Origin of the sequence: Mycolicibacterium sphagni (assembly GCF_002250655.1) — a bacterium.
GTDB classification, from domain to species: domain Bacteria; phylum Actinomycetota; class Actinomycetes; order Mycobacteriales; family Mycobacteriaceae; genus Mycobacterium; species Mycobacterium sphagni.
On record NZ_NOZR01000004.1, the window covers coordinates 202,896 to 224,411 of the forward strand.

Consider the following 21,516-nt stretch of genomic DNA (forward strand, 5'->3'; position numbering starts at 1 on the left):
ACCAGAGGACATCCGATGACAGAGACCCTTGCCACCGAGCAGCAGCGCCTGGAGTTGTTGCGCCACAAGCTTGCCCAGCGTGGCCTCCTGGCGGAGCCGAAGGCGGCGGTGGACCCTGAGGCGATGACCGATGGTCAACGCCGGATGTGGTTCGTCCAGTCCATCGATGCCACCGGTGCGCTGCTGAACGTCGCTGTCTCATACCGCCTGGCAGGTGACATCGACGCGGCCCGGCTGCGCGCCGCGGTAGACGCCGTCGCGGCGCGCCACCCGGTGCTGCGCACCACGTACTGCACCGGCATCGACGGCGAACCGCAGCCGGTCGTCCACGACGATCTGACACCGGGGTGGGCCGAACACGATCTGTCCGAGCTCAGCCCACAAGCTCTCGGGCTGCGGCTGGACGTTCTCGCGCAGCGCGCGTTCACAACCCCGTTCGATCTCAGTACTGAAGCGCCACTGCGCATCACGCTCGCCCGCGTCGGGCCGGGTGAGTACGTGCTGCTCCTCGTGGCTCATCACATCGCGTGGGACGACGCGTCCTGGCAGATTTTCTTCGCCGACCTCACCCGGGCCTACCAGGGCGACGTGCTCGCTCCGGCGTCAGTGCCGGAGTCCCCGGCCTCCGGCACTGACGATGCCGACGTGGAGTATTGGCGCGCGTTGCTCGTCGACCCGCCAGAGCCGCTGGAACTGCCCGGCCCCAAAGGTTCGGCGGTGCCGGCGGCCTGGCGCGCGCAGCGGTGCACCAGCCGATTGAGCGCCGACGCCGTCGGCGCGGTGACGAAGCTCGCGCAGGACACCGGCGCCACCCCCTACATGGTGCTGCTGGCAGCGTTCTCGGCGCTGGTGCATCGCTACACCCACGCCGACGACTTCCTGGTCGCCGCACCGGTCCTCAACCGAAACTCCGGCGACGTCATCGGCTATTACGGCAACACAGTCGCACTGCGGATGCGCCCGAACCGCTGGGGCACTTTCCGCGAACTCGTGTCGGAGGCCCGCGACGCGGCGGTGGGCGCCTTCGCGCATCAGCGCGTCAACCTCGACCGAGTCGTTCGTGAACTCAATCCGGACCGCCGCTACGGCGTCGAACGGATGGCACGGGTGGGCTTCGGTATGCGGGAACCGGGGGGCGACGGCTTCAACCCGCCCGGTGTCGAGTGCAGGCGTGCCGAGTTCCGTGGCCAGTTCGCGCAGCTGCCATTGGGTGTCATGGTCGAGTTGACCGGCGGCGAGGCCGAGGTGGAAGTCGAATACCTGACCGAGATGATCGACCCCCGTCTGGCCCGGCAATTTCTAGACAGCTTCACCGTGCTCCTCGACGACGCGCTTGCGGCGCCTGATCGCGTCCTAGCTGACCTGGCCCTGCTGGACGAAGCTGACGCCGCGTGGCTCTATCAGGTGTCCCACGGCGAGCCTTTCGACTGCCCGGCAATGACTCTGGGCGACCTGATCGCCGAGCGCGCGTCCCGGCAGCCGGACACCACGGCCGTCGCCTACGAGGGCCGCCGCTACACCTACCGCGAGATCAACGAGGCGGCCAACCGCCACGCACACTGGCTCGTCGCGCAGGGTATCGGCGCCGAAGACCGGGTCGCGGTGTTGCTGGACAAGTCCCCCGAGTTGGTGATCACCGCCCTCGGCATCGCCAAGGCGGGCGCGGTCTACCTGCCCGTCGATCCCGAGTACCCAGCCGACCGCATCGCCTACATCCTCGCCGACGCCGACCCCAAGATGGTGGTGCGCGAGCCGATCGCCGGAACTGAGGATCTGCCGGCCCGAGACCCCGCACCCTCGGATCTGCTGCGGCCGTTAGGACCTGACAACACGGCCTACCTCATCTACACATCGGGATCGACCGGACTGCCTAAAGGTGTCCCGGTCCCGCATCGGCCGGTTGCCGACTACTTCCGGTGGTTCGCGCAGGAGTACCAGATCGGCCCGGACGACCGGCTCCTGCAGGTCGCCTCACCGAGTTTCGATGTGTCTATCGGCGAGATCTTCGGTGTCCTGGCACAGGGCGCCCGCCTGGTGATACCGCGCGGCGACGGGCTGCGGGATATCGGCTACCTCACCGACCTCCTGCAGCGCGAAGCCATCACCTCAATGCACTTCGTGCCGTCGCTGCTCGGGCTGTTCCTCTCGCTTCCCGGTGTCGAGCAGTGGCGCACGCTGCGCCGCGTTCCGATCGGCGGCGAAGCCCTGCCGGGCGAGCTGGCCGACAAGTTCCACGCCACTTTCGACGCGTTGCTGCACAACTTCTACGGGCCCACCGAGACGGTCATCAACGCCTCCCGTTTCAAGGTCGAGGGCCGCCAGGGCCCCGGTGTCGTGCCGATCGGCACACCCAAGATCAACACCACGATCCACCTTCTCGACGACGCACTGCGGCCCGTTCCGGTCGACGTGATCGGCGAAATTTACATCGGTGGAACGCAACTGGCGCACGGCTACTACAACCGTCCGGTGTTGACGGCCGAGCGGTTCGTCGCCGACCCATTCAACCCGGGCGGACGGCTCTACCGGTCCGGCGATCTGGCCCGGCGAAATCACAACGGCGATCTCGAATTCGTCGGTCGCGCCGACGAACAGGTCAAGATCCGCGGCTTCCGCATCGAGCTCGGCGAGGTGGCCGCTGCGGTCACTGTGGATCCCAGCGTCGGCAACGCGGTGGTGATCGCGGCCGAGCTGCCGCAGATCGGGAAGAGCCTGATCGCGTATATGACACCCGCACCCGGTGAGTTCGTGGACATCGAGCGGATCAAGGCCAGAGTGGCTGCCGCACTGCCCGACTACATGGTCCCAGCCGCATACGTTGTCGTCGAAGACGTTCCGGTGACCGCCAACGGCAAGCTTGATCGCGCGGCACTGCCCGAGCCGGAGATCGGACCCGCGGTCGAGTATCGCGCGCCCGTCACCGAAACCGAGCGTGAGGTCGCCGCGTTGTTTGCGCGGTTGCTCGGCGCCGACGAAGTCGGCTGTGACGACTCGTTCTTCGCCCTCGGCGGGCACTCGCTGCTGGCGACAAAACTGGTGGCCGCGATCCGCGAGGACTGCCGTGTCGAGGTCGGCGTGCGGGACGTCTTCGAACACGGCGCCGTCGGCGAGCTGGCTACACTGATCGACGAATTGCGCAAGGGCCAACCGAATTCAGCCCGGCCCGCGCTTGTCGCCCGCGCCGATAGCCAGCGTGCGGCGCTGTCGGCCGCGCAGCTGAGAAGCTGGTTCCAGTACCGCGTCGACGGTCCGAGCCCGGTGAACAACATCCCGTTCGCCGCGCGATTGACAGGTCCGTGCGACGTCGACGCACTCGTCGCCGCCGTCAGGGACGTGGTCACCCGTCACGAGATCCTGCGGACCGTCTACCGCGAGATCGACGGTGTTCCCCACCAGGTTCTCGAGGATGCAGACGCGATCGGTGTCCGGCATCTCCGCGGGCCTGACGGGGATTGGCTCACAGCGCAACTCGATGCCGAGCGCGCGCACCGCTTCGAGCTCGAAGCGGAACTGCCCATCCGCATCGCGGTGCTGAGCACGCCCGGTGAAATCGTGTTGTCGATGGTCGTGCACCACATTGCCGCCGACCACTGGTCGGCCGGTGTGTTGTTCACCGATGTACTCACGGCGTATCGCGCACGTCGGCAGGGGAGTGCGCCGTCTTGGCAGCCGCTGCCCATCCAGTATCGCGATTACGCGGCCTGGCAGGTCGAGCTGCTCTCCGATACCGAACTCATGGATGCCCAGCGGCAGTACTGGACCCGGCAGCTCGACGGGCTGCCCGAGGACACCGGGCTACGGCCGGATCTGCCCCGGCCGCCGATGGCCGGTGGCTCGGGCGCGGCCATTCCGCTGCGGTTCGACGCTCAGGTGCGCGAGCGGCTCACCGCACTCAGCCGGGAGCTCGGCATCACCGAGTTCATGCTGCTGCAGACCGCCGTCGCTGTTGTCCTGAGCAAAGCCGGTGGCGGCCAGGACATCCCGCTGGGCACGCCGGTGGCCGGCCGTACCGACACCGAATTAGACTCGCTGGTCGGCTTTTTCGTCAACATCCTGGTGCTGCGCAACGATCTTTCGGGCAATCCGACGCTGCGGGAGACGCTGGTGCGCGCCCGGGACATGGCCTTGGCCGCCTATGCCAACCAAGACCTTCCGTTCGACCGGGTGGTCGACGCGGTCAACCCGGTGCGGTCGTTGTCGCGAAACCCGCTGTTCCAGGTCGTCGTGCACGTCCGCGAGGAGCTGCCCGAGAACCAGCTGATCGAGGCCGGTGCGGACGGGGAGACCCGATTCACCGCACTGGAGCCGACATTCGACGTCGCGCACGCCGATTTGAGCGTCAACTTTTTCGTCGGCGACGACGGCTACCGCGGCCACGTCATCTACCGCACCGAGCTTTACCAACCGTCGACGATGCAGCGATTCACCGCCTGGCTGGGCCGGGTCATCGAGGTCTTCGCCACGGACGCCGACACCAGCCTGCGCGACGTCAACCTGCTCGACGATCTCGAGTACGACCAGGTGCTCGCGCAGAGCCGCGGACCCGTGTCGCCCGCCGACCGGGCCCGCACGGTTCCCGAGCTGCTCGAGGCTAGCCGGGCGTGGGGCACGGGTCGAGTCGCGCTGCGCTGCGGCGACCAACAACTCGATTACTCTGCGCTGCACCACCGTTCGGACCGATTCGCACACCTTCTGGCGCGCCACGGGGTCCAGCCGGGCTCGCTGGTGGGGATGTCGATGCGACGCGGTATCGATCTGGTGGTCGCCCTGGTGGGCATCATGAAAGCCGGTGCCGGCTTCTTCCCGCTGGACCCCGGCTATCCGGTGACGCGAAAGCAGCTGATGCTCGACGACGTCGCGCCCAAGGTCGTCGTGGTCACCGCGGAAGCTGCCGACGCGATGCCGGCCACAGACGGGGTCACGCTCATCTCGACCGACGACCCGGCGGTCCGCGCCGAGCTGGACGCCACCGACCCGGTCGCGCCGCTGGCGCCGCCGCGGCCCGATGACCCGATGTATTTGATGTTCACCTCGGGGTCCACCGGAAAGCCCAAGGGGGTGGTGGGTACGCACCGGGCGATGAGTACCCGGTTGACCTGGCAGCTCAAGCACTACCCGGTGGCCGGCGAGGACATCCGGCTGGCGCAGGCGCCGATGACCTTCCTGGAGGGTTGCATCGAGACACTGGCCGGCCTGGTTGCCGGCTCGACGCTGATCGTCGCCGACGACGTCGAGCACCGCGATGCCGAGGCGCTGGCTGGGCTGATTGAGCGGCACTCGGTGGTTCAGGTCACCGGGGTTGCCAGCTTGGTGTCCGCACTCGTCGACAGCACCCCGGATGCCGTCCGGGGGCTGCGCCGGCTGGTGACCTGTGGCGAGCCGGTCAACGTCTCGCTGCTGCAGCGGCTGGTCGCTTGTGTCGGCGACAGCACGACCACCGAACTGCTGAACGCTATCGGCGCCACAGAAACCTCGGGCGCGCTGATCCGCGGCCCGCTCGACCTGCCCACCCCCAAGCTGGGCAAGCCGATGGAAGGCTCGCAGGTCTATCTTCTCGACGACGCGCTGCAGCCGGTACCGGTGGGGGTGGTCGGGGAGTTGTACTACGCGGGGGAGCAGATCGCGCGCGGCTACTGGAAGCAGCCGGGTTTGACGGCGGCGCGGTTCATCCCGAATCCCTATGCCAGTGAGCCGGGTTCGCGCTTCTACCGCAGCGGGGACCGGGGGCGTTGGACCGAGGACGGCCGGATCGAATTCGTCGGCCGCACCGACCACCAGGTCAAGGTGCGCGGATTCCGTGTCGAGCTCGCCGAGGTGGAGGTCGCCCTCAAGGCCGCCGATGGGGTGGCCGTCGCTGCTGCATGCACCTGGGACGGACCAGGCGGCGCCACCCTGGCCGGCTACGTGGTGCCCCATGCGCCAGTGGACGACCCGGCGGCATTCGCCTCGGCGGTGCGCGAGTCGGTGTCTGCGGCACTGCCGGGCTACATGATCCCGGCAACGATCACGGTGCTCGACTTGATGCCGGCGACGGAATCCGGAAAGCTGAACCGGCCCGGGCTGCCCCGACCCGAGGTGCACACCAGGGGAATCAGTGAGCCGCCCCGAACCGACACCGAGCGAGCGGTCGCCATCGCCATGGAACAGTTGCTCGGAGTCGCCGGGATCGGCAGGGACGACGACTTTTTCGCGGTCGGCGGGGACAGCATCCTGTCGGTGCAACTCGCCGCCCGGATGCGCGCCGCCGGATTGACGGTCCATCCCCGGATGATCTTCGAGTACCCCACCGTCGCGCTGCTGGCCGGTGCGGTCGACACCCAGGCAGAGCTGGGCGACGCTGCGGAGCGCGCTGACACACGCCACCGGCCGATGAGCGTGTCGGGACTGTCGACGGGCGATCTGGACGCGCTCAAATCGTCGTGGTCGAAGGCACGCCAGTCGTGACAAGTGCCGATATCGAAGACGTACTGGCGCTGTCGCCGCTCCAGTTGGGGCTGTACTCGCACGCCACGCTGATCGGAGCCGACGCCGACGACCCCTACGTCATCGCGATGGCCGCCGATGTCACGGGGCCGCTCGACGTCGCGCTACTGCGTGAGTGTGCGGCGGCGATGCTGGTACGTCACCCCAACCTGCGCGCGAGCTTCTGGCATCAGGATCTTCCGCACCCGGTCCAGATCATCCCCGCCGCTGTCGAACTGCCGTGGCTGCAGGTACGTGCCGATGATGACGTGGCGGCAGCCGCGCTCAAAGAGCGCGAACGAAGCAGGCCCTTCAGCTTGCACGACGGCCCGTTGATTCGCTTCCTGCTCATCGAACTGCCCAGTCAGCGTTGGCGTTTGGTGGTCACCGCGCATCACATCGTGATCGACGGCTGGTCGCTGCCGGTGTTCATCGGTGAAATGCTCACGCTGTACCGGGCCGGCGGTAGCCCCGGAGTGCTGCCCGAGCCTCGGTTGTATCGCGACTACATCGGCTGGCTTGCCGACCGTGATCCCCAAGTCGGCGAACAGATCTGGCGTCAGCACCTGGCGGGGCTGCCAGAGCCGACGCTGCTCTCGCCGGCACTCGGTGGCGGCGGTTCGGGTCTGCCCAGGCAAACGAAGCTAACGCTGCCAGATGCCGAAGCCGAGCAACTGGCCGCCGCAGCGCGCGCGCGGGGTATCACCCTGAACTCGCTTATGCAGATGGCCTGGGCGTTGATCTTGGCCCGCCTGACCGGTCGTGACGACATCGTGTTCGGGGTCACCGTGTCCGGACGCCCGCCGGACCTGGCCGGCGTGGAGACCATGGTCGGATTGTTCATCAACACCATTCCGCTTCGGGTCCTTCTGGATCCCAATAAAACTATTGCCCAGCATTGTTCGACTCTCCAGCGAGAGGCCGCCGAACTTCGCGACCACAGCCATCTGACGCATTCGCAGCTGCGGACCCTGGCTGGGGTCGGCGAGATGTTCGACACCTTGCTGGTCTACGAGAGCTTCCCGCCCGGAGACGTCGCCGGCGGGCAGGAGTTCGCCACCGGGCAGGTGAGTTTTCGCCCGGCCGCGATGGAAAGCCTGACCCACTTTCCGGTGACCATCGCCGCGTATCGAGCCACCGCCGAACTGACCTTGTTGGTCGAGGTCACCGACAATGCGCTCGGCCCCATGACCCCCTACCAGCTCGGGACCCGGATCTTGGCCACGATGCAGCGCCTGATCGACATGTGGGATCGCCCGCTTGGTGCGGTGAGCATCCTGCTCGACGGCGAAGGCCGACATATCGATGCCCCCGTCAGTGCCGGCACCACACCCGCGCTCGGGGTGGCCGACCGATTCGCCGAAGCCGCTGCCGCCCATGCCGATTCGGATGCGCTGCGGTGGGCCGGCGGACAGCTGAGCTACCAGGAACTGCACGAACGGTCCGACCGCCTCGCCGGCTGGCTCGCCGAGCACGGTGTGCGGCGCGAGACCCCGGTGGCGATCCGGCTGCCGCGGGGCGCGGACTTTGTGGTCGCCATGTTCGGCGTCCTCAAGGCCGGCGGCATGTACGTGCCGCTGGAACCGGAGATGCCGGCCGGGCGGGTGGACTCGATTCTCACCCAGAGCGGTGCGGTCCTCGTAATCGACGAACAGACTGTGGCCGCGTCGGAGACAGCGTCGCGATTCTCGGTTCCGGCCGATCCCTACCAAGCCGCCTACGCGGTGTTCACCTCGGGCACCACCGGAGAACCCAAGGGCGTCATCGGAACCCACCAGGCACTGCTGGCCTACATCGACGACCACGGTGACCGCATGTTGCGGCCGGCGGCCGAACGCCTCGGCCGCCCCTTACGCGTCGGGCACGCGTGGTCGTTCGCATTCGACGCCGCCTGGCAGCCGCTGGCCGGGCTGCTGTTCGGCCACAGCGTGCACCTGATCGACGAAACCGACCGCCGCGACGCCGAAGCGCTCGTCGAGATCATCGACCGGTACGGCATCGACATGCTCGACGTCACCCCGTCGCTGTTCACCAATCTGCGCCAGGCGGGGCTGCTGGATCGCGCAAACCTTTCGGTGCTGGCCCTGGGTGGAGAGGCGGTCGGGTCGGCGGATTGGACAGATATTCGCAAGGCCTGCACGGGTCCGCTGCTGGCCGCCCACAACTGTTATGGCCCAACCGAAACAACCGTCGAAGCCGTCGTGGCAGCGATCGCCGAGCACGACGCACCGGTGATCGGCTACCCGACGCGCGCGACCAGCGCTGTCGTGCTCGACTCGTGGCTGCACCCGGTTCCCGACGGTGTCGTGGGCGAGCTGTATCTGGCCGGGGAGCAGATCACCCGGGGGTACCTGGGCCGTCCCGCCGAGACCGCGACGCGGTTCGTCGCCGCGCCGGGTGGTGGCCGGATGTACCGCACCGGTGACCTGGTGCGCCGAGATTCTGCCGGAGCGCTGTCGTTCATCGGGCGTGCCGACGCCCAGATCCAGGTGCGCGGGTATCGCGTCGAGCCTGCCGAAATCGAATCGGTGCTGGAAGAAGTGCCCGGCGTACGCAACGTTCACGTCGCCGTGCATCGGCAGGCGGCCGGCCCAAAGCTGAACGCCTATGTCGCCGGCGATGTGGCCGTGGCCGAGCTGCGGTCGCTGTTGCGAAGCCGGCTGCCGCGCTACATGTTGCCGCACCGGGTGATCGTCGTCGACACCATCCCGCTGACCGCCAACGGCAAGGTCGACGAGGCCGCCCTGGCCGCCACGTTCACTCCAGACGAAACCCCCGAGCGACCCCAGACTCCGACGGAAGTAGCTCTGGGTCAAGCGGTCTCGGAGCTACTGGACATCGCTGATGTGGATATCGACGCCGACCTGCTGGAGCTGGGGCTGGACAGCATTGTGGCCCTGTCACTGGTCCAGGCGGTGCGTCGCAGCGGAATGACGCTGCGGGCGCGGCTGGTCCTGGAGTGTGGCACGCTGCGCGAACTGGCCGCCGCCATGGATAGTGACATCGCCGAGCACATCGCCGCTGGACCTGAACCGCAGGGGCCGATCCCGGCTTTGCCCGCTGTGCACTGGCTCTACGAGCATGGTGATCCGCGACGCCTGGCTCAGGTCGAAGCCATTCAGTTGCCGCCGGACGCCACGGCTGAGCGGCTTCGGGTACTGCTGGACGGCATCGCCGCCGGACACGAGATGTTCCGCAGCCGCCTCGATCTGCCGACGATGACGTTCCTGCCTGGTGAGTTGCAGACGATTCCGCTGACCGAGGTGCAGGTCTCCGGTGAGATCGCCGACGCCGTTTCCGAGCATGCCCCGGCCGCGATCGACCGGCTCGACCCCGAGCGCGGCTACCTCACCGAGGCTCTGTGGCTGCACGGGCCCGGCGATGCGGGCGTCCTGGTTCTGGTCGTCCACGTGCTGGCGATGGACCCTGCGTCCTGGCGCATCGTGTTGGGTGAGCTGACGGCGAATTGGTCGACTGCCGGCGCACCGGCGGGCAGGAGCGAAGCGACCAGGGGAGTATCCCCGCTGGTGGGCGGCGAGCGGGTCAGTTATCGCCGGTGGGCGCACAGGCTCGTGGAGCGCGCCGCCGAGCTGGACACTGTCGAGTTCTGGGTGGCGCAACTCAATGGCGACGATCCGGCTTTGGGGGACAGACGAATCCGCCCCGACGTGGATCGATTCGGCGACCTCGCGATCACCGTGACGGTCACCGAGGCCGACGTCACCGCCGCGTTGTTAAGTGCACCGGCGCCGATTCAGGATGTGCTGGCCGATGCCACCGCCCGGCTGATCGCCCGCTGGCGCGACGGCCGCGGCGACACCGGTTCGGTTCCGTTGGTGGCGCTGGAAAGCCACGGACGGACCGGGGTCGACGACACGGTCGGCCTGCTGAGCGCCATCTATCCGCTGCGTATCCGGCCCGGTGAGCCGATGCCCGAGATCAACGGGGAGCCAATTGATTACGCGCTGCTGCGTTATCTACGAGCCGAGACCGCCGAACAGCTCAGCGGGTTCGGCGGCCCCCAGGTGCTGCTGAATTACCTGGGCAGGCTGGACCTCGACGCGGGGTCGCTGCTGAACCGGGGACTGCTCGCCCACGTCCCGATCATGACCGAGCCGAACGTCGCGGTGCGCCACGAGCTGACCCTGGTCGCCGCGGTCGCCGGCGGAAAGCTGGTCACCCAATGGCGCACGTTGCCAGAGATTTTTAGCGAGGCCGATGTGGCCGCGCTGCAAGACATCTGGCGGGACACCCTCCGGGAGCTCAGTGGGGTGCCCCAATGACCGAACGGCTGGCGATCATCGGGGCCGGGGCCAAAGCCGTGGCGGTGGCGGCCAAGGCCGCGACGATGCGGGACATGGGGGTGGCCACACCGGAAGTCGTGGCCGTCGAGCGTTCAGCAGTCGCGGCGAACTGGCGCTCGGGTGGCGGCTGGACCGACGGCCAACACCGGCTCGGCACCAGCCCCGAGAAGGATGTCGGCTTCCCGTACCGCTCGTCGATCCTGCCCGGGCGCAACGGCGAACTCGACGCGCGGATGATGCGGCTGAGCTGGCAGTCCTACCTGGTGAACACCGGACGCTTCGCGGAGTGGGTCGATCGTGGCAAGCCAGCGCCGACGCATGAGACCTGGGCGGCGTACCTGCGCTGGGTGGCCGACAGCGTTGGGCTCCAGGTCGTCGACGGCGAAGTCGTTCGGCTGTCCTTGTCCGGCCGCTCATGGGTGGTGCACTGCCGCGACGACAGCGTCGAAGCCGACGCGGTGATGATCACCGGCCCAGGCCAGCCCGACAGATCGGTGCTGCCCGGACATCCGCAGGTCCTCTCCATCGCCCAGTTCTGGCGGATGGCCGCCGAGCACCAGCGCATCGACGCCGAACGAGTCGCCGTGATCGGCGGCGGCGAGACGGCCGCGTCGATGCTCAACGAACTGTTCAAACACCGGGTCGCGACGATCACCGTGATCTCACCCCAGGCGACGTTGTTCACGCGGGGCGAGAGCTTCTTCGAGAACAGGATGTTCAGCGATCCGACGGACTGGGCCGGACTGACGCTGTCCGAGCGCAGGGATGTCATGGCCCGCACCGACCGCGGGGTGTTCTCGGCGCGGGTTCAGGACTCGCTGCTGGCCGACGACAGGATCCGGCACCTGCGCGGCCGGGTCGCCCATGGGGTCGCTGCGGACGGCCGGATCCGGATCACCCTCCATACCGACCGACAGAGCGAACGCTTGGAGACCGTCCACGGGTTCGACCTCGTGATCGACGGGTCGGGGGCCGACTCGCTGTGGTTCTTGCCTTTGCTGGGCCAGGATGTGCTCGACCTTCTCGAGGTCAGGTTGAACGGTCCCCTGACCGGCGACCGGATGCAGCAGGCGATCGGTGACGATCTGGCGCTGGCCGGGGTGCGGCCGAAGTTGATCCTGCCCAACCTGTCGGGGCTCAATCAGGGTCCGGGATTTCCCAACCTGAGCTGCCTGGGCCTGCTCTCCGACCGTGTACTCGGCCTCGGTTCCCACACGTATCCCATAGACCGAACAATCAGGAGAAATGTTGACTACCAACCCCTTTGACGACGAAGCCGGCCGCTTCTACGTTCTCGTGAACGACGAGGAGCAGCACAGTCTGTGGCCGGTATTCGCCGAGATCCCGGCGGGCTGGCGGCGGGCTTTCGGTGACGCACCGCGCGATGAGTGTGTGCAGTTCGTGGAGCAGAACTGGGCTGACATGCGGCCGCGGAGCCTGCGCTGAGCGACTCGACACTCAAGTTAGGCAGTGCTAACTTCACCATGATTGGTTAGGCAAACCTAAAGGAGATGGGGGGCGGGTTCGACCGCTGCCCGACACGATGCTCATGGACAACGCTGTGGTGACGTCGGGGCGCGTAGCGCGCCCCGACGCGGATCTGGTCAGCCGGTTCGCGACCTGCTGCAAGGCGCTGGGCCTGCCGGTGTACGACCGGCGCCGGCCAGCCGATATGGTGGCTGCACGCCGGGCGTTCACCGAGCTCACCAGGGTTGCGTACGACCAGTGCGATGCCTGGACCGGGCTGGCTGCGGCCGGCTGCACAACTCTGGATGTGCTGGCCCAGGTGGCCCGCACCCTCGACACCACCGGCATGCTGCAACGGCGGATCGAACTTCCGGCCGGGGCACTGGGTTTCGACTACGACACCGGGCTGTATCTGCGGTTCCGCGCCACCACCACCGACGACTTTCGGCTCGCCCACGCTGGGGCACTCGCCATCGATGGCAAATTTCATGCCGCTGACGAGATCGTGGCCGAGATTCGCGCCCGCCGACCCGAATGGCGCGAGGCGCGTTGGGTCGACGCGGCACTCCGCTCCCGCGCACAGCGCTGGTCCGACGTGATCAAGCTGCTGACTCCGATAGTCAACGACACCGACCTCGACCCGCTCTACGCCCACGCCGCCAAGATCTCGTTGGGCGTTGCCCTGGCCCGGCTCGGCATGTTCGCTCCCGCGCTGTCCTATCTGGAGGAGCCCGCAGGGCCGGTGGCGGTGGCCGCGGTGGACGGCGCATTGGCTAGGGCGCTGTCACTGCGCGCCTGCGGTGACGACGACACCGCCGCCGAGGTATTGCAGGATTTGTACGCCGCCAACCCGGGCAACGAGCAGGTCGAGCACGCCTTGTCCGACCCGACCTTCGGCATCGCCACCACCACCGTGGCGCGCATCGATGCCAGAAAAGATCCGTGGGATGTCGAAACAGAGCCCACCGCAGACGATTTCATCGACCCAGAGGCTCGGGAACGCAAAGCCGCGCTGCTCGAAGAAGCCGAACGTGAGCTCGGCGAGTTCATCGGCCTCGATGAGGTGAAGGACCAGGTGTCGCGGCTGAAAAGCTCGGTGGCCATGGCACTACGCCGCGAAGAGCGCGGCCTGGCAGTAGCCCAGCGCACCCATCACCTGGTATTCGCCGGCCCGCCCGGCACCGGCAAGACCACCATCGCGCGCGTGGTGGCCAAGATCTACTGCGGTCTCGGATTGCTCAAGCGGGAAAACGTCCGCGAGGTACACCGTGCCGATCTGATCGGTCAGCACATCGGTGAGACCGAGGCCAAGACCAACGCGGTCATCGACGGCGCACTGGACGGCGTGCTGTTTCTCGACGAGGCCTACGCATTGGTGGCCACGGGCGCCAAGAACGACTTCGGCCTGGTGGCCATCGACACGCTGTTGGCCAGGATGGAGAACGACCGCGATCGGCTGGTCGTGATCATCGCCGGCTATCGCGCCGACCTCGATCGGTTCCTGGACACCAACGAAGGTCTTCGCTCGCGGTTCACCCGCAGCATCGTCTTCCCGTCCTATTCGTCCGCCGAACTCGCCGACATCGCCGTCGCCATGGCGGCCAAGCGCGACAGCGTGTTCGACACCGCGGCACGGCATGACCTCGAGGCGCTGTTCGGCCAGCTGGCCAACTCGTCGACGCCCGACTCCACCGGGGTGGCCCGGCGCAGCCTCGACATCGCTGGCAACGGGCGCTTCGTCCGCAACGTCGTCGAACGTTCCGAGGAGGAAAGAGAATTCAGGTTGGACCACATGGACCTGGCCGGTGCTGACTTCACCGACGAGCAGATGATGACGATCACTGCTTCCGATGTGCGCAGTTCCGTCGTGCCGCTGCTGCGTGGGCTCGGTCTGACGGTGCCCTCATGAGCGACGCTCGCCGGTCTTTCTCGTCGCGGACGCCGGTCAACGACAACCCCGGGCGCGTCACCTACCGGCGCGGCTTCATCACTCGCCATCAAGTCACGGGCTGGCGATTCGTCATGCGCCGCATCGCATCCGGGCTGGCCCTCCACGACACCCGCATGCTGGTCGACCCGCTGCGCAGCCAGTCGCGGGCGGTGGTGATGGGGATTCTGCTGGCGGTGACCGCGGTGCTCGGTTGTTTCGTCTTCTCGGTTCTGCGTCCTGGTGGCGTGCCGGGAGGCGACCCGGTACTGGCGGACCGATCCACGTCCGCGCTCTACGTTCGCCTCAACGACCGGCTGCACCCGGTTCTCAATCTGACCTCGGCCCGTCTGGCTGTCGGGCGCCCGGTCGATCCGACCTCCGTGAGCAGTGACCAGCTGGACAAGTTTGCCAGAGGAAGCTTGATCGGCATACCGGGGGCACCAGAACGTATGGTGCAGAACACATCTCGCGATGCGGTATGGGCGGTCTGCGACGGTGCCGGCGGCCCGGCTGATGGCCAGGGCACGTCCGTGATCGCCGGCCAGGTGGAACAGCGCGGTGCCCGGGCCGCTGCGCTGCCCGCCGGTCACGCAGTGCTTGTCGGCGGTACCGACGGAACCTGGCTGCTGTGGGACGGCCGCCGCAGTGCGATCGACCTCGCCGACCGGCCGGTCACCGACGCACTGGGTCTGCCCGCCGCGACCCCCACCCCGCGATCAATCGCACCCGGACTGTTCAACGCGATACCGGAAGCTCCGGCGCTGCGGGTTCCGCAGATCCCCGAAGCAGGCCAAGCTCCGGGTTATCCCCTGCCGGTGGCGGCCCCGATCGGCGCCGTGGTGATCGCGTATGGCAACGACGGCACTCCGATGAACTACGCCGTGCTACCCGATGGATTACAGCCCATCAGCCCCGTGCTGGCGGCGCTGCTGCGCAACGCCAATTCGTATGGGCTGGCCCAGCCACCAAAGCTCGAGGCTGATGAGGTAGCCAGGATGCCGGTCTCGACGCTGCTCGACGGGTCGGCCTTCCCGGGTGAGCCGGTCACATTGGTCGCCGCCGCCGACGCGCCGGTGACCTGCGCGCGGTGGGCCAAAGGCGATGGCGCAGCCACCAGTTCGCTGACTCTGCTCTCGGGCTCGGTTCTGCCGCTGCAGGACGGGGCACGTCCGGTCGATCTCGTCGGGAGCGCCAATCCCGGTACGGCAACCCGGGTCGCACTACCGCCCGGCCGCGGCTACTTCGTGCAGACTGTTGGCCAGCAGTCGGCCTCCCCGCCGGCCGGCTCGTTGTTCTGGATCTCCGACACCGGGGTCCGGTACGGAATCGGCGGCAACCGCAAAACCGTCGACAATTCCTTAGCCGCAATGGGACTGATCCAGCCGCCGATACCGATCCCGTGGTCGGTGTTGACGTTGTTCGCCCCCGGTCCGGCCCTGTCCCAGGCCGACGCCCTCGTCGCCTACGACGCCGTCGGACCCGCAGCAGTCCAGCAGGAGGCCCGATGAGCCGGCTGATTTTCGAGGCGGGTCGGCGGCTTCCGGGCCCGAAAACCCATACGGGCGCGATCGTCATCGAGGCGCCGCCCGAGCTTCCCCGGGTGGTGCCTCCGTCGCTGCTACGCCGGGCGCTGCCCTTCCTGATCGTCATTCTGATCGTCGGCATGATCGTCGCGATGGTCGCCACCGGCATGCGGATGATCTCCGCACAGACCCTCTTCTTCCCCTTCGTGCTGCTGCTGGCTGCCACCGCGCTCTACCGGGGTACCGACAACAAGATGCGCACCGAGGAAGTCGATGCGGAGCGCGCTGACTACCTGCGTTATCTGTCGATGATCCGCGACAACGTGCGCACCGCGGGCGCTGCGCAGCGGGCCGCGCTGCTGTGGTCGCACCCTGCTCCGGCGGCGCTGGCGGCCATCCCCGGGTCGCGGCGGCAGTGGGAGCGTGATCCCCACGACGCCGACTTCCTGGTGCTTCGTGCGGGGCTGCACACCGTGCCGCTGGACACCACGCTGCGGGTGAAGGACACCGCTGACGAAGTCGACCTGGAGCCCGTGTCGCACAGTTCATTACGTGCGCTGCTGGAAATTCAACGCACTGTGCGGGACGCCCCACGCGGCATCGATCTGACAGCGGTCTCGCGGCTCACCGTCCTCGGCGACCCCACGGAGGTGCGAGCGGCTTTGCGCGCCTGGCTGGCCCAGGCAGTCGCGTGGCACGACGCGGCGTCCCTCGGAATCGCGCTGGCCAGTCCAGAGTTGGAGTCGGACTGGTCCTGGCTGAAGTGGCTGCCGCACACCGACATCGCCGGCAAGATCGACGGCTGCGGACCGGCGCGGTACCTGGCGTCGGACACCGATGAGCTGATTGCCTCGATCGGGCCTGCGCTGGCGCAGCGCCCGCTGTTCGGGATCGACTCCGATGATCCGTTGCGTCATCTGCTGATCCTCATCGACGATCCCGCCCACGCGCCCGAGGACTCGGTGCTGTCGACCGGTCTTTCCGGCGTCACCGTGATCTACACGGCCGCAGCAGATTCCGGACCCCGACCCGGCCAGTATCCCGATCCCGAACGGCCCGTCCTACGGGTCGTAGGCGGGGCGATCCAGCGCTGGGAGACCGACGGCTGGCAACCCTATGTCGACAGCGCGGACCAGATGTCACTGCGCGAGGCGGTGCACCTGGCACGCGGACTGGCGCGCTGGGATTCCAACCCGACGCATACCGGGCTTCGCTCGCCGGCCACCCGCGGTGCCAGCTTCACCACTCTGATGGGTATTCCGGATGCGTCGGCGCTCGACGTGGCCGACGTGTGGGCGCCGCGGCTGCGCGACGAGGAGTTGCGGGTACCGATCGGTGTCACGGCCACCGGGGTGCCGATGTACTTCGACCTCAAGGACGAAGCCGAAGGCGGTATGGGCCCGCACGGCTTGATGATCGGTATGACGGGCTCCGGTAAGTCCCAAACCTTGATGTCGATCCTGTTGTCGCTGTTGACAACCCATTCGGCTGAGCGGCTCATCGTGATCTACGTCGACTTCAAGGGCGAAGCCGGAGCCGACATCTTCCGCCACTTCCCCCAGGTGGTCGCGGTGATCTCGAACATGGCCGACAAGAAGTCGTTGGCCGACCGGTTCGCCGACACTCTGCGTGGCGAGGTCGCCCGGCGGGAGAACCTGCTGAAGGAAGCCGGACGGCTGGTGCAGGGTAGCGCGTTCGGCTCGGTTGCCGAGTACGAGGCCGCCCGCCCCGCCGCCGAAGACAAAGGCATCGACTTGCCACCGCTGCCAACACTGTTCGTAGTGGCCGACGAGTTCACCCTGATGCTGGCCGAACACCCCGAGTACGCGGACCTGTTCGATTATGTTGCCCGTAAGGGCCGGTCGTTCCGGATCCACATCCTGTTCGCATCGCAGACCCTCGACATCGGTCGGATCCGCGACATCGATAAGAACACCTCGTATCGGATCGGCCTCAAAGTCGCCAGCCCGGCGGCATCACGGCAGATCATCGGCGTCGAAGACGCATATCACATCGAATCAGGCAAGGAGCACAAGGGAGTTGGCTTCCTTGTGCCCGCACCAGGAGCGACACCGATCAAATTCCGCAGCACCTACGTCGACGGAATCTACGACCCCCCACGTCCTGTCACGTCCTACGTGGTGCCTGCCGCACCCGAGCCGGTCGCCTTCACGGCCGGCCCGGTAGCGCTCGACGAAGACGTCGTGGTGTTGCCCAACGACGGGTTCGCCCCCGCAGCGCTGCCCCGGAAGCTGATCACCACCATCGGCGATCAGTTGGCGCAGTACGGCCCGAAGGCGCCGGCGTTGTGGCTTCCGCCGCTGGATGAGTCGATTTCGCTGGACGAAGTGCTCGCCGGCGCCGGAGTAGAAGCGCGCCAGTGGCGTTGGCCGCTCGGCGAGATCGACCGCCCGTTCGACATGCGCCGTGACCCGTTGGTCTTCGACGCGGCGTCGTCGGCGGGCAACATGGTGCTCCACGGTGGCGCGAAGTCCGGAAAATCCACAGCACTGGTGACATTCGTGCTGTCGGCCGCGCGGCTGCATTCGCCACGGGACGTCACGTTCTACTGCCTGGACTATGGCGGCGGACGGCTGCGCGGACTGGAAGGCCTGGCCCATGTGGGTAGCGTCGCCTCACCGCTGGAGCCCGAGCGGATCCGCCGGACCTTCGGCGAACTCGAACAGCTACTGCGCTCCCGGCAGCGCAACGCGGGTCGTCAAGGCGGATACCAGGACCAGCACGGCGAGGTATTCCTGCTGATCGACAATCTGTACGCGTTCGGTCGCGACAACACCGACCAGTTCAACACCCGTAACCCGCTGCTGGCGGTGGTCACCGAACTGGCCAACACCGGTCTGGCCCACGGCATCCACGTCGTGGTCACCACACCGAACTGGCTGGAGGTCCCGCTCGCGATGCGCGACGGTCTCGGCCTGCGCCTGGAGTTGCGCCTACCCGACCCGCGCGACAGCAATGTGCGGGTCACCGACAGCCTGCGACGGCCGGCCGAATCTGTGCCGCACGATCAGCCGGGTCGCGGTCTGACCATGGCGGGAGAGCATTTCCTGTTCGCCGAACCGGATATGGCCGCGATCCCGGCGATCAACGCGGCCTACCCGGGGCTACAGGCGCCGCCGGTGCGGCTGCTACCGGCCGTGCTCGAGCCCGTCGAGGTGGCGCCGCTGTATCGCGGCGGCGAGCGGGTCGTCCTGGGACAGCGTGAGTTGGACCTGGGCGCCGTCGTTCACGACTTCGCCGAACATCCGCTGCTGATGGTGTTCGGTGACAGCAGGTCGGGTAAGACCACCCTGCTGCGGCACCTGATCCGCACCATCCGGGAGAACTCGACCGCCGCGGACGTCGCGTTCACGGTATTCGACCGACGCCTGCATCTTGTCGAAGAGCCGTTGTTCGTCGACAACGAGTACAGCGCCAACATCGACCGGGTCACCCCCGCGGTGATGGGGCTTTCGGCGCTGCTCGAGGAGCGCAGGCCACCGGCGGGCGTACCTGCCGCCGAACTGGCGTCCTGGAATTACCGTACGCAGGCCGGTGCGACGCACACGCACTACCTGATCGTCGATGATGTCGATCAGATTCCCGACGGCCCAGCGTTGAGCGGTCCCTATGCAGGTCACCGGCCGTGGACTCCGCTGATCGGATTGCTCTCGGCAGCAGGGGATCTCGGATTGCGCGTCATCCTCACCGGCCGGGCCGGCGGATCGGCGCACGCTCTGATGACCAATCCGTTGCTGCGCCGCATGAGCGATCTGCAGGCAACGGTGCTGATGTTGTCGGGGAACCCCGCCGACGGAGCCAAGATCCGCGGCCACCGGTTCACCCGGTTGCCGGCCGGGCGCGCGATGCTGCTCGGCGACAGCGACGGTGTCGACCACCTCCAGCTCGTCAATCCGTTTACCCACGCGCACAGCACGACTCAGGATCGGTTCGGAGAGGAGAACCCGTCATGACCCTACGAATTGTCCCCGAGGGGCTGGCCGCGGCCAGCGCTGCGGTTGGGGCTCTCACCGCCCGGCTGGCGGCCGCCAACGCTGCTGCCGCGCCGGTGATCACCGCTGTGGTGCCCCCGGCGGCCGACCCGGTGTCGCTGCAGACTGCCGCAGGGTTCAGCGCCCAGGGACTCGATCACGCTGCCACCTCCACCCAGGGCGTGGCCGAACTGGGTCGATCTGGTCTTGCGGTCGGGGAGTCGGGGGCCGGCTACGCGACCACCGATGCAGCCGCCGCGATGTCGTACCTGATCGCACGGGGAGGCTGATGACCGCGCCGATCTGGCTTGCTTCGCCACCGGAAGTGCACTCGGCGCTGTTGAGCGCCGGGCCGGGCCCCGGTGAGCTGCTGGCTGCGGCGTCGGCATGGCAGGCGCTGAGTGCCGAATACTCCAGCGCAGCAGCGGAACTCACTCAAATTCTGGCCACAATCCAGGCCGGCGCCTGGGAAGGTCCCAGTGCTGAGCAGTACGTCGCCGCCCACGCCCCTTATCTGACCTGGCTCGAGCAGGCGAGTGTGGACAGCGCCGGAGTGGCAGCCCAACAGATGACGGCCGCCGCCGCGTACAGCACTGCGCTGGCCGCGATGCCGACGCTGCCGGAACTGGCCGCCAATCACGCCGTGCATGGGGTGCTGTTGGGCACCAACTTCTTCGGCATCAACACGATCCCGATCGCGGTCAACGAAGCCGACTACGTGCGGATGTGGATTCAGGCAGCCACCACGATGAGCGTCTACCAGGCCGTCGCCGGTACAGCACTCGCCGGTGCACCCCGAACCTCACCGGCTCCGACGATCGTCTTGCCGGGATCGGAGGCGATGAGCGCATCGGCCTCGGCCGGCTCCACGGCGGCACAGGCTCAGGCCAGCGAATCCGGCTCCGCACTGAGCAATTCGAACCCGCTCATCGACTTGCTCGAGGCCTACATCAAGGCGCTTCCCGACGGGGATCAGATCTGGGACTTCCTCACACACCCGGTGCAGTACCTCCAGCAGATGATCGCCGACTTCCTGACCAACCCGGTTCAGGCGTGGCAGACGTGGGGTCCGCTGCTGTCGGCGCTGCTGTACCAGGCGATCCTCCAGCCCGTCGGGTGGACCACCTGGGGATTCGCGCTCGCGTCACCACTCTTACTGCCCGCTCTGGCCGCTGCGGCGCTGCCGTTGTTGGGACTGCTGGCGCTGCAGCCGAATATGCCTGTGCCCGATGCGATGCCGGGGCCGGTCCCGGTGCCCGCCGCGCAGCAACCGAACCTGTGGCCCGCCTCCTCGACCGCACCGACGATGCCTGCACCGGGCGCCCCGGCGCCGGCCGCCTCCGCAGCGCCGGCCGCCTCCGCAGCCTCCGCGGCGCAGGTACCCGCGGCGCAGGGCATCTTCTACGCCGTCGCCGGTCCCGACCCCGACGGGGACCCGGGCCCGACCCTGAACGAGGGCAGCGGTAACAAGGCCGTCGCCACGGAGGCGGCGCCCGCGGCGGCCGCGCTGGCGGCGGTGCAGGCCAAGGAACGGGCCCGTCGTCGGCGCGCTCAGCGGCTCAAGGACCGCGGCCACCGCGACGAATACATGGACCTCGACAGTGACACCGCGCCCCCGCCGGAGTCGGGCACCCACCCGACCACGTCGTCGTCGGCTATGGGTGCCGGACCGATGGGGTTTGCCGGCACCGGAACTCGTCGGGATGTCGCCGCCGCCGGCCTGACCGAGCTTGCTGCCGATCCGCTGGGCGAGCGCCCCACGATGCCGATGCTCCCGCATACCTGGGAGAGCGATCTACCCGAAACGGATTCCCACCGAGAATGATTGGAGAAATGCC

General features: G+C 67.7%; 9 protein-coding genes. All 9 read left to right on the plus strand.

Features of this window, described 5'->3' with window-relative positions; all coding sequences use genetic code 11:
• Positions 1–15 precede the first annotated feature (15 nt).
• The 9 genes from CG716_RS06675 to CG716_RS06715 all read left to right on the plus strand — a co-directional run bounded on the left by CG716_RS06675 (position 16) and on the right by CG716_RS06715 (position 21,503).
• Entirely contained in the window at positions 16–6,444 is a 6,429-nt protein-coding gene (locus CG716_RS06675) for a non-ribosomal peptide synthetase (protein ID WP_094477673.1), read from the plus strand.
• Positions 6,441–10,745 carry a non-ribosomal peptide synthetase gene (locus CG716_RS06680; RefSeq protein WP_094477900.1) on the plus strand — a complete coding sequence of 1,435 codons (4,305 nt, stop codon included), beginning with the start codon at positions 6,441–6,443 and terminating at the stop codon, positions 10,743–10,745. The genes CG716_RS06675 and CG716_RS06680 overlap by 4 nt, the downstream gene beginning before the upstream one ends.
• Complete coding sequence (gene mbtG, locus CG716_RS06685) at positions 10,742–12,034, plus strand: NADPH-dependent L-lysine N(6)-monooxygenase MbtG (protein WP_094477675.1); 1,293 nt, start codon at positions 10,742–10,744, stop codon at positions 12,032–12,034. The genes CG716_RS06680 and mbtG overlap by 4 nt, the downstream gene beginning before the upstream one ends.
• A complete protein-coding gene (locus CG716_RS06690) occupies positions 12,015–12,212 on the plus strand; it encodes an MbtH family protein (protein ID WP_094477902.1) in 198 nt (65 codons plus the stop codon). The genes mbtG and CG716_RS06690 overlap by 20 nt, the downstream gene beginning before the upstream one ends.
• 103 nt (positions 12,213–12,315) lie before the next feature.
• Positions 12,316–14,142: a type VII secretion AAA-ATPase EccA gene (eccA, locus tag CG716_RS06695; protein ID WP_094477677.1), complete on the plus strand. Its 1,827-nt coding sequence runs from the start codon at positions 12,316–12,318 to the stop codon at positions 14,140–14,142.
• Complete coding sequence (gene eccB / locus CG716_RS06700; protein WP_094477679.1) at positions 14,139–15,671, plus strand: type VII secretion protein EccB; 1,533 nt, start codon at positions 14,139–14,141, stop codon at positions 15,669–15,671. The genes eccA and eccB overlap by 4 nt, the downstream gene beginning before the upstream one ends.
• Complete coding sequence (gene eccCa / locus CG716_RS06705; RefSeq protein ID WP_094477681.1) at positions 15,668–19,660, plus strand: type VII secretion protein EccCa; 3,993 nt, start codon at positions 15,668–15,670, stop codon at positions 19,658–19,660. Before eccB ends, eccCa begins: the two co-directional genes overlap by 4 nt.
• On the plus strand, positions 19,657–19,968 hold the full coding sequence (locus CG716_RS06710; protein ID WP_094477683.1) for a PE family protein: 312 nt from the start codon (positions 19,657–19,659) through the stop codon (positions 19,966–19,968). Before eccCa ends, CG716_RS06710 begins: the two co-directional genes overlap by 4 nt.
• Complete coding sequence (locus tag CG716_RS06715; RefSeq protein ID WP_094477685.1) at positions 19,968–21,503, plus strand: PPE family protein; 1,536 nt, start codon at positions 19,968–19,970, stop codon at positions 21,501–21,503. The genes CG716_RS06710 and CG716_RS06715 overlap by 1 nt, the downstream gene beginning before the upstream one ends.
• Positions 21,504–21,516 lie beyond the last annotated feature (13 nt).